Raw genomic sequence first — 13,829 nt, 5'->3', positions numbered from 1 at the left:
ATTCGACATATGAGATCTTGGAGAAGCGTTGACGCTGAAACGCCGCCTCGCCCGCCTTCGCCCGGGAGGTGATGTTGGAGAACGAGACCGCCACCAATCCATCTGGCCCCGCCGTTCTCCCGCCAGACCGGGAGAACGGCGCCCAGACTTACTGGTTGTTCTGCCGATGCAGGAAGCGCGGGATGTCGAGCGGGTCCTGCGGAGCCGCATCGCCCTCTTCCTTCGCCGCGCCACGCGCCGCATTCGACATACGCTCGAACAGCGTACCACCGAGCTTGACGCGCGGTGCGGCCGGAACCGCCTCGGGTGCAGCCTCGGCGCCCGGCGCGAGCCAGCGGCGACGCGCGCCACCCTCGTCCGCGGCCGGCGTCGGCACGGGCACAGCGGGCACGATGGGTGCGCGTGCGGGCGGCACCGTCGACGCGGAGGCCGGACGCGCGATCGGGCCGCGACCATAGGGCTCGTCGGCATAGGTGCGCGGCGCGGGCGCCGGCTGTGGCGCGGGGGCGACCGGGGCAGGCGCCGGAGCGGCCTGCGGCACCATCGTCTCGGCACCGAGCACGAGTTCGTCATCCGACGTCGACGCCGTCTCGACTTCCGACGACGCGGTCAGGTCGAGCGGCTCTTCGCCCGCCTGGCCAGCGGCCGGTGCGGACGGCTCGCTCGGACGGAACGACGTATTCTCGTCGGTCTTGCGCGATCCGAAGCTGAACGAGCGCGTCGGCTCGGGCGCGACCTCGGGCGGGCGCGCATCGGCGTCGATCCCGGTCGCGACGACCGAGACGCGGATCTTGCCTTCCAGCTCCTGGTTGAACGCCGAACCCCAGATGATGTTGGCATCGGGATCGACCAGATCACGGATGTGATTGGCGGCTTCGTCGACCTCGAGCAGGCGCATGTCGTCACCGCCGGTGATCGAGATGATGACGCCCTTGGCGCCGCGCATGCTGACGCCTTCGAGCAACGGGTTCGAGATCGCCTTTTGCGCGGCCTCGAGCGCGCGGTTGTCGCCGCTTGCCTCGCCGGTGCCCATCATCGCCTTGCCCATCTCCTGCATCACCGAGCGGACGTCGGCGAAATCGAGGTTGATGAGGCCCGGCATCACCATCAGGTCGGTGATGCTGCGGACGCCCTGCTGAAGGACCTCGTCCGCCATCGTGAACGCTTCCTTGAAGGTCGTGTTCGCGTTGGCGATGAGGAACAGATTCTGGTTCGGGATGACGATCAGCGTGTCGACATACTTTTGCAGCTCGTCGATGCCGCCCTCGGCCGACTTGGCGCGACGGTTGCCCTCGAACGCGAACGGCTTGGTCACGACGCCGACGGTCAGGATGCCCATGTCGCGCGCCGCCTTGGCGATGACCGGTGCCGCGCCCGTGCCCGTGCCGCCGCCCATGCCGGCGGTGATGAAGCACATGTGCGCGCCTTCGAGCATCTTGGCGAGCTGGTCGATCGTCTCCTCGGCGGCCGCACGGCCGATCTCGGGACGCGAGCCCGCACCGAGCCCTTGCGTGATCTTGGTGCCTAGCTGGATCCGCTGCGGCGCGGTCGACTGCTTCAACGCCTGCGCGTCGGTGTTCGCCACGAGGAAGTCGACGCCCTGGACGTCGGCCCGCATCATGTTGGCGATCGCGTTGCCGCCTGCGCCGCCGACGCCGATCACCGCGATGCGGGGGGCCAGATCGTCCACTTCGGGACTAAGGAATTCGATGCTCATCGCCGTTCTCCGCACAACCCGGTAGATACGCTACGGCCGGGCCCCTGATTAATCTGTGTGCACCAACGTCACGGCCTGTTCCAGCCGAAATAACGCCAGCACCCTCGAAACTCTTAATAATTCGCGCGTGCCGCCTGAATCAACTTGCGGACCATGCCCATGCCCTTTGGTCGGTGCACCGTCGTCCGCTGCGGCGCGAGCCCGCGAAGGTCGATCGGATTGGTCGCCGCGTAGAAGGCCAACCCCGCTAGCGTCGCAAACGCCGGTCCGCCATGCGCTTCCGGCAGCGCGGTCAACCCGCGCGGTCGACCGATCCGGACCGAGCGCCCCAGCGCCTGCTGCGCGTAATCGGCGACCCCCTTCAGCTCGGCGCCGCCGCCCGTCAGCACGACCTGCCGCCCGACCGGCCCCTCGAACTTCAGCTTGGTGAGCGCGTTGCGCACCTCGCCCATCTGATGCTCGAGCCGCTGGCGAATCACGCCGATCAACTGCGCCTTGGTGATCTGCGCACCCTCGCCCGCGCCGTCCTCGGCCGAGATCGGCATGACCGGGATCATGTCGTGATTATCGCGGGGGGAGGCATTGGCCGATCCGTGGAAGCACTTCATCCGCTCGGCATTCTGCCGCCGCGTGCCGAACGCGCTGGCGATGTCGTCGGTAATGTCCTGCGCACCGATCGGGATCGACGTCAGCCCGACCAGCATGCCGCCTGCGAACAGCGACACGTTGGTGATCCCCGCCCCCATCTCGACCAGCGCGACGCCCAGCTCGCGCTCCTCGTCGCTCAGGCACGCCAGCCCCGTCGCGACCGGCGAGGCGATGATCGACTTCACCTCGAGATGCGCCGAGCGCACGCACAGATCGAGATTGCGCACCGGCGACCCGTCCGCCGCCACCACATGAATATGCACGCCAAGCCGGTCGGCATGCAGCCCAAGCGGAGTCTTCACCCCCGTCAGCCCGTCGAGCGTGTAGAGCGCGGGCTGCGCGTGCAGCACCATCCGCCCCTGCGGATCGATCGAGTTGCGCCCCGCGGCCAGCAACGCATCGATATCCTGCTGCTCGACGCGGTGGCCGCCGAGTTCGAACTCGACCTCGGCGACGTCGGACACGAGCCCGCCGGCCGAGAACCCGACCCAGACATTCTCGATGTTGATGCCCGCGATCCGCTCGGCCTGCTCGACCGCCTCGCGCACCGCCGCCTCGGTCGTCGCCATGTCGGCGATATAGCCGCGCTTGACGCCCCGGCTCTCGCGCTGGCCGGTGCCGAGCACGATCAACTCGCCCCCGTCCCCTTTCTGCGCGATCATCGCCGAAACCTTCGACGACCCGATATCGAGCGCCGTGATCAGCCCTTCCGGTGCCACCTTAGCCATGTCATCCCTCCCCGCCCGTTACGTTCGCGCCCGCCGATTGCGACGGGGTAGTCGTAGTCTCGCCTGTATCCGGTGCACTAGCCCCGACACTGGCCGGCGCCGGCACGTCGACGCTGTGCGCCAGGCTCGCGCCCGGCTTGCGCGCGACCAGCTTGGTCGGATCGCGCATGTCGAACCGGATCCAGCCGCGCCCCAGCAACGGCCGCGCCCCATCCAGCTCGGCGAACTTCACCAACGCCCGCGGCGCACCGTCCTCCGGCAGCGCCAGCGTCTCGCCGCTCTCGAACGTCAGGTCCCAGCGCCGATTGCCGACCCAGGTCGCCGCCTTGACGCGCGGCTTCAACGCCGGCGCCGCGGCGAGGAGCGTCTGGTACGACGCCTCCTGCCGATCCGCGCCCGGCCCGATCACCAGCGGCAGGTTCGGGATCGCCTCGGGCTGGACCGGTTCGAGCAGCACGCCCGACGAATCGATCAGCGTGAGCTGGCCATTGTCCTGCCACACCGCAGCCGGCGTCCGCTCGACGATATCGACCAGCATGGTGTTCGGCAGCCGCCGCGAGACATGCGCGTCCGCGATCCAGCCATAGCGCAACAGCTTCTGCCGCACCGCCTCCAGATCGACCGACAGCATCGACGTCTGGTTCTGCTTGTCCTCCAGCGCGACCGCATAGACCGACATCCGGTCCATCCGCTTGAGGCCGGTGACCTCGATCTGCTCGACCTTGAAGCCCGCGCGCCCCGCGCCTTCGGCCACTGCCGCGCCGATCATGCCGGGGATGCCGATCCACGTCGCCGCCGCGATCGCCACCGCACCGCCCGCGCCCAGGATCGACCAGGTCGCGATCTTGCGCAGCGTATCCTCGCTGACCGGGAGCATCCCGACCAGCCGGTCCATCACCGACACCTTCTTGACCGCGACTTTCCGCCGCGGGGCAGGCCGCTTGGGCGGCGAGCCGCGCTTGATCGTCCGGCTCATGGCGAAGGATGGTCCGCGATCGCCTCGTCGACGATCGCCTGCACCAGTTCGGCATAGCTCATGCCGATATGCCGCGCCTGTTCGGGCACCAGGCTCAGCGGAGTCATCCCCGGCTGCGTGTTCACCTCGAGCAGGAACAGCCCGTCGACGCCGCGCTCGTCGTCCCAACGGAAATCCGACCGCGACGCGCCCTTGCAGCCGAGCAACCGGTGCGCCTCGAGCGCAAGGCTCTTGCACGCGTCTGCAATCTCGTCGGGGATCTCCGCCGGGCAGACATGCTCGGTCATCCCGTCGGTATATTTCGACTCATAGTCGTACCAGCCGGTCTTCGGCTTCAACTCGGTGACACCCAACGCCCGGTTGCCGAGCACCGCGGTCGTCAGCTCGCGCCCGCGAATATAGGGTTCGGCGAGCAGCTCCTCGAAATCGATCCACGGCCCGACGCTGTCACGCGCGATCGGGTTGCCGTAATTGCTGCTATCGGTGACGATCGCGACGCCGACCGACGACCCTTCGTTGACCGGCTTCAGGACATAGGGCCGCGCCATCGGATCGCCCTCGAACAGGTCCGCCGACTTGACGATCCGCCCGCCCGGCATCGGAATCCCTGCGGGCACGAGCAACAGCTTGGTCAGCACCTTGTCGATCGCGATCACCGACGTCGCGAGCCCCGAATGCGTGTACCGCACCCCCATCAGGTCGAGCAGCCCCTGCACCGAGCCATCCTCGCCAGGCGTCCCGTGCAGCGCGTTGAACACCAGATCGGGCTTGGCGTCGGCCAATTTGGCCGCGACGTCGCGCCCCATGTCGATCCGCGTAACCCGGTGCCCGAGCGACTCAAGCGCATCGGCACAGCCATTGCCAGACATCAGCGAAACCTCACGCTCCGCCGACCAGCCGCCCATCAGCACCGCGATGTGAAGAGGCGCCGTCATGCTTCCCCTCCCGCATGCGGGAGGGGACCGAGGGGTGGGCGCCCGCCATCACCGGCCGCATCGCTGGTGGAAAGCGCGGGCCCACCCCCTGCCCCCTCCCGCATGCGGGAGGGGAGAGAAATGCCGACCCGCTGGATTTCCCATTCCAACGCCACCCCAGAATGCGCCTTCACCTTGTCCCGTACCTCTTCACCCAGCGCCTCGATCTCCGCGCTCGACGCGGAGCCAAGGTTCAGCAGGAAATTGCAATGCTTCTCGCTCACCTGTGCGTCGCCGCGCGTGAGGCCACGACACCCGGCCGCGTCGATCAGCGCCCAGGCCTTGTGCCCCTCGGGATTCTTGAACGTCGATCCGCCGGTCCGCGATCGCAGAGGCTGCGACGCCTCGCGCTCGGCGGCGATCCTGTCCATCTCGGCCCCGATGACCGAAGGCTCGCCGGGCGTGCCCGAAAACACCGCCTCGACCACCACCGCGCCCGCCGGCAAGTCCGAATGCCGATACACATAGCCGAAACGCGCCGCCGGCCACGTCTCGACCGAACCCTCACGCGTGACGACGGTCGCCTCGATCAGGATATCGCTGACATCGCGCCCATAGGCCCCCGCGTTCATCCGTACCGCGCCGCCCACGGTCCCCGGAATCCCGCGCAGAAACTCGAGCCCGGCGATCCCCGCATCGCGCGCGGCGCTGGCGACAGTAATCCCCATCGCCCCCGCCCCGGCCCGAACGCGACCGTCCTGCACCGACACCTTCGCCATCGCCTTGGGCAGCCGGACCACAACACCCGGCACGCCCCCGTCGCGAACGATCAGGTTGGAGCCGACGCCAACCGGCAGCACCGGCGTCGAAGGATCGAGATCACGCAGATACGCCGCCAGATCGGTCGCAGTATCGGGACGCACCAGCGTCTCCGCGGGCCCTCCCGTCCGGAACCATATGAAGGCCGCGAGCGACGCCCCGGCCTCGACCTTGATTCCCCTTCCGCTTGCGGGAGGGGTTAGGGGAGGGACCGACATAGCCGCGCCCGCACCGTCGGAGGAGGCCGAAGCCCCTCCCCCGACCCCTCCCGCAAGCGGAAGGGGAGCAGAAGCGCGATCATTCACGCCGGCACCTTCGCACGCTCGACTTCGATCGCATCCGCCAGTCCAGCCGCCCACTTCGTAATGTCGCCAGCGCCAAGGCAGACGACCATGTCGTCCGCCTCGATCGTCGCCGCCAGCTCGACCGCCAGCGCATCCGCATCCGCGACCACGCCCGCAAACCGGTGCCCGCGCCGCTTCAACCCCTCGACCAAAGCCGCCGCATCGACGCCCTCGACCGGCGCCTCGCCCGCCGCATAGACCGGAGTCACCAGCACGCGGTCCGCGTCGTTGAACGCGGTCTGGAAATCCTCCATCAGATTGCCGAGCCGCGAATAGCGATGCGGCTGCACGACCGCGATCACGCGCCCCTTCGCCCCCTCGCGCGCAGCGGCCAGCACCGCGCGGATCTCGACCGGGTGATGGCCGTAATCGTCGATGATCGCCACGCCGCCGCCCTCGACCGGAACCTCGCCCACCTTGGTGAACCGCCGCTTCACGCCGCCGAACTTGGCAAAGCCCTGCTGGATCGTCGCATCCTCGATGCCCAGCTCGAGCGCGACGCCGATCGCGGCCAAGGCGTTCTGGACATTGTGCCGGCCCGGCATCGGCATCTCGATCCCGTGGATCGTCCGCGTCGCGCCGTCACGCGTCCGCACCACGCAGTCGAAGCGGTTGCCGCCCGGGATCGGCGTCACCTCGACACCGCGGACGTCCGCCTGCGCCGAGAAGCCATAGGTCACGATTCGCCGGTCGCGCACGCGCGGCAGGATCCCCTGCACCTCGGGATGATCGAGGCACAGCAACGCCGCGCCGTAAAAGGGCACGTTCTCGACGAACTCGACGAACGCATCCTTCACCGCGTCGAACGATCCGTAATGATCGAGATGCTCGGGATCGATGTTGGTGACGACCGCGATCGTCCCGTCCAGTCGCAGGAAGCTGCCGTCGCTCTCGTCCGCCTCGACCACCATCCAGTCGCTCGCACCCAGTCGCGCGTTCGAGCCGTAGGAATTGATGATCCCGCCATTGATCACCGTCGGATCGACGCCACCGGCATCGAGCAACGCCGCCACCATCGACGTCGTCGTGGTCTTGCCGTGCGTGCCGGCAACGGCAACCGTGGACTTCAGCCGCATCAGTTCGGCGAGCATCTCCGCGCGCCGCACCACGGGCACGCGCGCGTTGAGCGCCGCCTCGACCTCGGGGTTCGAGCGCACGATCGCGGTCGACACGACCACCACCGCGGCATCGCCGATATTCGCCGCGGCATGGCCGATCGCCACCGGGATCCCCTTGTCGCGCAACCCCTGCACGACATAGCCCTCGGCCACGTCCGACCCCTGCACGCGGTAGCCGAGATTCTTCATCACCTCGGCGATGCCCGACATGCCGATCCCGCCAATGCCGACGAAATGGATCGTGCCGATATCCGTTGCGACACCCTTCATGCGAACTGCGCCTTTGGCTTGGACGGCGCACCGACCGGGATCCGCGACACGGGCGCGTCCAGGCTCTCGACCAGATCGGCCAGATCGCTCGCGGCATTGGGCCGCCCGCAACTGCGCGCGCGTCCCGCCGCGTTCTGCAACGCGGCCGGGTCGAGCCCGAGTTTCTGCATCTGCTTGGCCAGTTCCACTGCGGTAAAATCTCCCTGCGCGATCGTCCGCGCGCCGCCTGCCCGAGTCATCTCGCGCGCGTTCACGGTCTGGTGATCGTCGGTCGCACTCGGCAGCGGCACCAGGATCGCCGGACGCCCCGCCGCGGTCAGCTCCGAAATCGTCGACGCACCCGCACGCGCGATCACAAGATGCGCCCAGGCGAGCTGTTCGGGCATATCGGGAAGATACGTAGCCAGCTCGGCCGGGATATGATGCTCGGCATATTTCGCACGCACCGCATCGATATCCTCGATCCGCGCCTGATGCGTCACCTGCAACCGCCGCCGGAACGTCACCGGCAGCATCGCGAGGCCATCGGGCACAACCTGCGACAAGATGCTCGCCCCCTGGCTGCCCCCCGTCACGAGCACGCGGAAGATCCCGTCCTCCTCGAGCAGCGGATAGGGCCGCGACCGCAGCGCCAGCACCGCCTCGCGCACCGGATTGCCGACCAGATGCGTCTTGCCCAGCAGCTTGGCCGCCAGCCGCTCGGTCGGCTCGGACGAGGTCGCGATCGCATCGACACGGCCTGCGACGAAGCGGTTGACGCGCCCCAGCACCGCGTTCTGCTCATGCACCGCGGTCGGGATCTTGTCCGCAAACGCCGCCAGCAGCGCGGGCAGTGCCGGATAGCCGCCAAACCCGATCACCGCCGCCGGCTTGAACGTCGCGTACAGTTCGCGCGCCATCGCCCGCCCGCGCCACATCTCGCGCGTCGCCTTCGCCCATCCGAGCGGCCCGCCGCTGAAGCGCCCTGCGGGCAGGACATGCGTCTGGATCTCGTCGAACAGCCCGGGAAAGCGCACGCCGCGCGCGTCGCTGACCAAGGCGACGCGGTGGCCGCGCTTGGTCAGTTCGGCTGCAAGCGCCGCCGCCGGGACCATGTGTCCCCCGGTGCCACCGGCTGCGAGGACATAATGCTTAGTCATTCACCACTCCAGCGGACAACATAGGGGCTCCGCGTGAGAAACGGATTGCGCCGGGTGAACGCCAGCAGCAACCCCATGCCGACCGAAAGCGCGATCATCGACGATCCGCCATAGCTGATGAACGGCAGCGTCATTCCCTTCGATGGCGCTAGCCCGGTGTTTACCGCCATGCTCACCAGCGCCTGCGCGCCGAACTGCGTGGCTAGCCCGGCCGACGCCAGCAGCTTGAATTCGTCCTGCTCGTCCAGCAGCTTGACGAACACGCGCACGACGATCGCCAGGAAGATCACCGCGATCACCGAGCACGCGATCAGCCCGAATTCCTCGCCGATCACCGAGAAGATATAGTCGGTATGCGCCTCGGGCAGCCCGAACTTCGCCGCGCCCGCGCCGGGCCCCGTGCCCGACCATCCCCCCGCGGTCAGCGTATTATGCGCCGCGTTGGTCTGGAAATGGTCGCCGGCGCCCTCGCCTTCGACACCCGGAAACAGGAACGCATCGATCCGCGACCGCGCCACGCCGTAGAAGACATAGGCCGCGACCAGCCCTGCTGGCGCCATCGCGATCAGCCCGATCAGCACCTTGGCGGGCGTCCCCGCGATCATCAGCAGCGCCAGCCACACCGAACAGAAGATAATCGTCTGGCCGAAATCGGGTTGCAGCATCAGCAGCACCGCGACGCCCGCGGTCATCGCGCCGGTGATCAGCACCGTCGGCAGCTCCGAATCCTTCGCGCGCAACGACAGCAGCCACGCGACCGTGACGATGAACAGCGGCTTCAAAAACTCGGACGGCTGGAACTGCGCAAAGCCGTAGCCGAGCCAGCGCCGCGCCCCGTTCACCTCGACCCCGACGAACGGCGTCACCATCAGCATCAGCACGAACGCCGCACACCCGCCGATCGCCATCCGCCGCGCCATCGATACGGGCATCATCGACACGCCGATCAGCACCGGCAACGACACGCCGACCCACATCAGCTGCCGCCAGAAGTAATAGAGCGGCGCGATCTTGCGATGCTCGCCCGAATAGCGGACCGCGCTGGCCGGCGACGCCGCCGCCACCGCGATCAATCCGATCGCGATCAGGAACAGCGTCAGCAGCAGCAGCATCCGGTCGATGTCCCAGAACCACGTGCCCAGCGGCGACTGATCGCCGCGCCCGCCACGCCGCTTCATCTTCGCGACGATCCCGTTCTTCTGTCCGGGCACACCCATATCCATGGTTCCAGCGCGCAAATCGGTCATGCCAGCAACTCTACCGCGGCACGGAACGCCGCCCCGCGCGCTTCGTAATCGCGAAACTGATCGAAGCTAGCACAAGCGGGGGATAACAACACCGTGTCGCCGGGCTTGGCGTTGGCCGCGGCGCTGCGGACTGCTGCGTCGAGCGTCCCGACGGCCTCGACGGGCATCGAGCCGCCCAGAATCTCCGCGAATTTCGGCCCGGCCTCGCCGATCGTGTAGGCGCGGACGACATGCCCGAATGCGGGCCGGCACGCATCGAGGTCGTCCCCCTTCGCGCGCCCGCCGACGATCCAGTGGACCCGCTCGAACGCGGCGAGCGCGGGCGCCGTGCTCTCGGGATTGGTCGCCTTGCTGTCATCGACATAGGCGACGCCGCCATAGGACGCGATCTGCTGCATCCGATGCGGCAGGCCCGTGAAGCTGGCGAGACCGCGATCGATATCGACCTCGCTCACGCCGAGCGCCTTGGCCACCGCGATCGCGGCAAGCGCGTTCTGCGCATTGTGCGGCCCCTGCAGCGCAGGCCAGTCGCCCTGAAACAGGCACACGCCGGGCGCGATCTTGGTCAGATGCTCAGCCCTGCCCGACAGCCCGCGCGCGATCGCCGCGGACGGCGCATCGCCGATCCCGATGATCGCGTCATGCCCGGCCGACTGCATCGCGAACAGCCGCGCCTTGGACGCGGCATAGCCCTCGAAGCCGTCATACCGGTCGAGGTGATCGGGCGTGATGTTGAGCAGCACCGCAACGTCGCAATCGAGCGTCTGCGTCAGGTCGATCTGGTAGCTCGACAGCTCGAGCACATAGACCCCGCCCTCGGGCAGCGCCTCCTGCTCGAGGATCGGCAACCCGATATTGCCGCCCATCAGCGTGGGAATGCCGGCGGTCTTGAGGATGTGATGCACCAGCGCGGTCGTCGTCGACTTGCCGTTGGTGCCGGTGATCCCGACGACCTTGTGCGACGGCAGATCGCCGCGCGCCTGCGCGAACAACTCGATATCGCCAATAACCGGAACGCCCGCCTCGCGCGCCACCGCGGCCAGCGGATGCGTATTCAACGGCACCCCCGGCGACACGACCAAAGCGTCGAACCCCGTTAGGTCATCCAACGGTGCCACATCCACGAGCCCTCTCCCCTCCGGGGAGAGGGTTGGGAGAGGGGCCGCCACGGGCGCAGCGCTGCTGGTCTGCCCCTCACCCCAGCCCTCTCCCCGCAGGGGAGAGGGAGCAAAAACGGCACGCTTGGCCTCGTCAGAATCCCAAGCCACAACCCCCGCGCCGCCAGCCACCAGCGCCCGCACCGTCGCCGCCCCCGACCGCGCGAGCCCCAGCACCGCATAGCGCTTCCCGCGCCAGGCCTTCGCGACGATCACCGCAGTTTCAACGTCGAGAGGCCGACCAGCGCCAGCACCAGCGCGATGATCCAGAAGCGGATCACGACGGTCGCCTCCGCCCAGCCGAGCTGTTCGAAATGATGGTGGATCGGCGCCATCCGGAACACGCGCTTGCCGGTGCGCTTGTAGAAGAACACCTGGATGATCACCGACAGCGCCTCGATCACGAACAGCCCGCCGATGATCCCCAGCACGATCTCGTGATGCGCGACGACCGCGATCGTCCCCAAGGCGCCACCAAGAGCGAGGCTCCCGGTATCGCCCATGAACACCGCCGCCGGCGGAGCATTGAACCACAGGAACGCGAGCCCAGCCCCGACGATCGCCCCGCAGAAGATCGCAAGTTCGCCAGCACGCGGCACGTGCGGAATGCCCAGATAATCGGCGAACTTCACGTTCCCGACCAGGTACACGATCAGCATGAACGCGACGCTGGCGATGATCACCGGCATCGTCGCCAGCCCGTCGAGCCCGTCGGTCAGGTTAACCGCGTTGCCGAACGACACGATCGTGAAGGCTGCGAACACCGGGAAGAACCAGCCGAGATCGAGATACAGCCGCGACGTGAACGGCAGGTACAGATGCGGCCCGTTCTGCGACATGATGATCGTTGCCGCGATCCCGGCGATCACGAACTCGAGCAGCAGCCGCGTACGTCCGCTGATCCCCGCGGTGCTCGCCTTCCGCACCTTGTCATAATCGTCCATGAACCCGATCGTCCCGAAGCCGAGCGTCACGAACAGACACGCCCAGACATAGGTGTTGCTCAGGTCCATCCACAGGAAGATCGCGAGGCACATCGACGTCAGGATCATCAGCCCGCCCATCGTCGGCGTGCCACGCTTGGCCAGATGCGTTTGCGGGCCGTCGGCACGGATCGGCTGCCCCTTGCCCTGCCGCACGCGCAACCAGCCGATGAACCTGGGCCCGATGATCAGGCCGATGATCAGCGCGGTCGCGACCGCACCGCCGGTCCGCACCGTCTGGTACCGGATGAGATTCAGCAGACCGGGAAACCCCAGATGCTCGGCGAGCCAGTACAGCATTCAGTTTTTCCCGCTCAAGAGACCTGCCACGACCCGAGCGAGCCCAACCCCGTTCGATCCCTTGACGAGCACGGCGTCGCCCGGCGCGATTAGCGTCCGTAACGTGGCGAGCGCGGTCGCAGCGTCGCCCACATGGACGGTTTCGATCTGTCCCTCAAGCACCTGCGCGAGCGGTGCCATCGCTTCACCGACCAGCAGCGCCATTTCGACGCGCGCCGCAAGGATCGGTTCGACAAGCCCCGCATGATAGTCGGCCGAGGCGTCGCCCAATTCGCGCATCTCGCCAAGCACCGCGATATGCCGCCCCGGCTCATGGCTCAGGACGCTGAGCGTCGCGCGCATCGACGACGGGTTCGCATTGTAGCTCTCGTCGATAACGAGAATCTCGCCATCACCGACAGACGCCATGGATCGCGCGCCGCGCCCCTGCAGCCCGCCGAGCTCGGCAAGCGCCAGCCCCGCGAGTCCAAGATCGCTCCCCGCCGCCTGCACGCACGCCAGCACGCCCAGCGCGTTCGATACCCAGTGCGCGCCCGGCTGCGCGATCGTGAAGCTCAGTTCGTGGTCCGCGGCCTGCCCCATCCGCGCGGTAACGAACGTCCCGCCGGTCGGCAGGCGCATCGCCTCGATCGCGCGCACGTCGGCGCCCTTTTCGCTGCCGAAGGTCACGATATGCGCGGCATGCGGCGCCGCATGGCCGAGCAGCCGGTCGCGATGCGGGCTGTCATAGGGGACGATCGCGGTGCCGCCCGGCATCAGCCCGGCGAAGATCTCGCCCTTGGCATCCGCGATCGCGCTTTCGTCGCGGAAGAACGCGGTATGCGCGGGCGCGATCGCAGTGATCATCGCGATATGCGGCCGCACCAGCTGAGTCAGTTCGGCGAGTTCGCCGGCATGGTTCATCCCCATCTCGAACACGCCGAACACCGCGTCGCGCGGCATCCGCGCAAGGCTCAGCGGCACGCCCGTATGGTTGTTGTAGCTCTTGACCGAGCGATGCACCGCGCCCGGCGCCGCGCGGTCGAGACATGCGAACAGCGCCTCCTTCGCGCTGGTCTTGCCGACCGACCCGGTGACGCCCATGATCGTCGCACCACTGCGCGCGCGGCTCGCGGCGCCAAGCGCGTTGAGCGCGACGAAACTGTCCGCGACCAGCACATGCGGGTGGTCGCAAGGCTCGGACACGATCGCCCCGGCGGCACCCTGCGCAAACGCCTGGTCGAGGAACAGATGTCCGTCGCTCGCCTCGCCCTTCATCGCCACGAACAGATCGCCAGGCCCAACCTCGCGCGAATCGAACGCGACGCCGGAGACGGAAAAGTCCCCCGACGCCACACCGCCAGTGGCGGCGGCGATCTCAGCCGAAGTCCACAAGCTCATTGCTCCCCTCCCGCTTGCGGGAGGGGTCGGGGGAGGGGCTGACCAAGCAGGCCGGACGCCAGTACGTACGTCGCGCCCTCCCCTAGCCC

Annotated in this window: 11 protein-coding genes; all 11 read right to left on the bottom strand. The window is 67.9% G+C overall.

All coding sequences use genetic code 11. From position 1 onward, the window contains the following. Positions 1-148: 148 nt before the first annotated feature. On the bottom strand, positions 149-1,717 hold the full coding sequence (gene ftsZ / locus C8J26_RS07270) for a cell division protein FtsZ (RefSeq protein ID WP_107957329.1): 1,569 nt from the start codon (positions 1,715-1,717) through the stop codon (positions 149-151). 113 nt (positions 1,718-1,830) lie between these two features. After that, the gene (ftsA, locus tag C8J26_RS07265; protein ID WP_055880042.1) at positions 1,831-3,093 is read right to left on the bottom strand and encodes a cell division protein FtsA; all 1,263 of its coding nucleotides are present in this window, start codon (positions 3,091-3,093) and stop codon (positions 1,831-1,833) included. Position 3,094: 1 nt separating this feature from the next. Beyond that, complete coding sequence (locus C8J26_RS07260; protein WP_107957328.1) at positions 3,095-4,069, bottom strand: cell division protein FtsQ/DivIB; 975 nt, start codon at positions 4,067-4,069, stop codon at positions 3,095-3,097. Beyond that, the gene (locus C8J26_RS07255; RefSeq protein WP_107957327.1) at positions 4,066-5,004 is read right to left on the bottom strand and encodes a D-alanine--D-alanine ligase; all 939 of its coding nucleotides are present in this window, start codon (positions 5,002-5,004) and stop codon (positions 4,066-4,068) included. Before C8J26_RS07255 ends, C8J26_RS07260 begins: the two co-directional genes overlap by 4 nt. After that, positions 5,001-6,020, bottom strand: coding sequence for a UDP-N-acetylmuramate dehydrogenase (gene murB / locus C8J26_RS07250; RefSeq protein WP_107957326.1), 1,020 nt, complete (start codon positions 6,018-6,020; stop codon positions 5,001-5,003). Before murB ends, C8J26_RS07255 begins: the two co-directional genes overlap by 4 nt. Before the next feature lie 83 nt (positions 6,021-6,103). Further along, on the bottom strand, positions 6,104-7,534 hold the full coding sequence (gene murC / locus C8J26_RS07245; protein ID WP_107957325.1) for a UDP-N-acetylmuramate--L-alanine ligase: 1,431 nt from the start codon (positions 7,532-7,534) through the stop codon (positions 6,104-6,106). Continuing rightward, positions 7,531-8,673, bottom strand: coding sequence for an undecaprenyldiphospho-muramoylpentapeptide beta-N-acetylglucosaminyltransferase (murG, locus tag C8J26_RS07240; RefSeq protein ID WP_107957324.1), 1,143 nt, complete (start codon positions 8,671-8,673; stop codon positions 7,531-7,533). Before murG ends, murC begins: the two co-directional genes overlap by 4 nt. After that, on the bottom strand, positions 8,670-9,851 hold the full coding sequence (locus C8J26_RS07235) for an FtsW/RodA/SpoVE family cell cycle protein (RefSeq protein ID WP_107957601.1): 1,182 nt from the start codon (positions 9,849-9,851) through the stop codon (positions 8,670-8,672). The genes murG and C8J26_RS07235 overlap by 4 nt, the downstream gene beginning before the upstream one ends. Positions 9,852-9,916: 65 nt before the next feature. Next, complete coding sequence (gene murD / locus C8J26_RS07230) at positions 9,917-11,293, bottom strand: UDP-N-acetylmuramoyl-L-alanine--D-glutamate ligase (RefSeq protein ID WP_107957323.1); 1,377 nt, start codon at positions 11,291-11,293, stop codon at positions 9,917-9,919. After that, positions 11,290-12,360 (bottom strand): phospho-N-acetylmuramoyl-pentapeptide-transferase, encoded by a 1,071-nt coding sequence (mraY, locus tag C8J26_RS07225; RefSeq protein WP_107957322.1) that lies wholly within the window; start codon positions 12,358-12,360, stop codon positions 11,290-11,292. Before mraY ends, murD begins: the two co-directional genes overlap by 4 nt. Beyond that, positions 12,361-13,740, bottom strand: a complete 1,380-nt coding sequence (locus C8J26_RS07220; protein WP_107957321.1) for a UDP-N-acetylmuramoyl-tripeptide--D-alanyl-D-alanine ligase — start codon at positions 13,738-13,740, stop codon at positions 12,361-12,363. Between the last annotated feature and the right edge of the window lie 89 nt (positions 13,741-13,829).

Source organism: Sphingomonas aurantiaca (assembly GCF_003050705.1).
Classification (GTDB): domain Bacteria; phylum Pseudomonadota; class Alphaproteobacteria; order Sphingomonadales; family Sphingomonadaceae; genus Sphingomonas; species Sphingomonas aurantiaca.
The sequence above is the reverse complement of the archived record's forward strand: the minus strand, read 5'-3'. Positions and strand labels throughout refer to the sequence as shown.

Bases quoted from the DNA above. Each gene is read 5' to 3' on its own strand.
- ftsZ (WP_107957329.1), bottom strand. From the start codon at position 1,717: ATGAGCATCGAATTCCTTAGTCCCGAAGTGGACGATCTGGCCCCCCGC.
- ftsA (WP_055880042.1), bottom strand. From the start codon at position 3,093: ATGGCTAAGGTGGCACCGGAAGGGCTGATCACGGCGCTCGATATCGGG.
- C8J26_RS07260 (WP_107957328.1), bottom strand. From the start codon at position 4,069: ATGAGCCGGACGATCAAGCGCGGCTCGCCGCCCAAGCGGCCTGCCCCG.
- C8J26_RS07255 (WP_107957327.1), bottom strand. From the start codon at position 5,004: ATGACGGCGCCTCTTCACATCGCGGTGCTGATGGGCGGCTGGTCGGCG.
- murB (WP_107957326.1), bottom strand. From the start codon at position 6,020: ATGTCGGTCCCTCCCCTAACCCCTCCCGCAAGCGGAAGGGGAATCAAG.
- murC (WP_107957325.1), bottom strand. From the start codon at position 7,534: ATGAAGGGTGTCGCAACGGATATCGGCACGATCCATTTCGTCGGCATT.
- murG (WP_107957324.1), bottom strand. From the start codon at position 8,673: ATGACTAAGCATTATGTCCTCGCAGCCGGTGGCACCGGGGGACACATG.
- C8J26_RS07235 (WP_107957601.1), bottom strand. From the start codon at position 9,851: ATGAAGCGGCGTGGCGGGCGCGGCGATCAGTCGCCGCTGGGCACGTGG.
- mraY (WP_107957322.1), bottom strand. From the start codon at position 12,360: ATGCTGTACTGGCTCGCCGAGCATCTGGGGTTTCCCGGTCTGCTGAAT.
- C8J26_RS07220 (WP_107957321.1), bottom strand. From the start codon at position 13,740: ATGAGCTTGTGGACTTCGGCTGAGATCGCCGCCGCCACTGGCGGTGTG.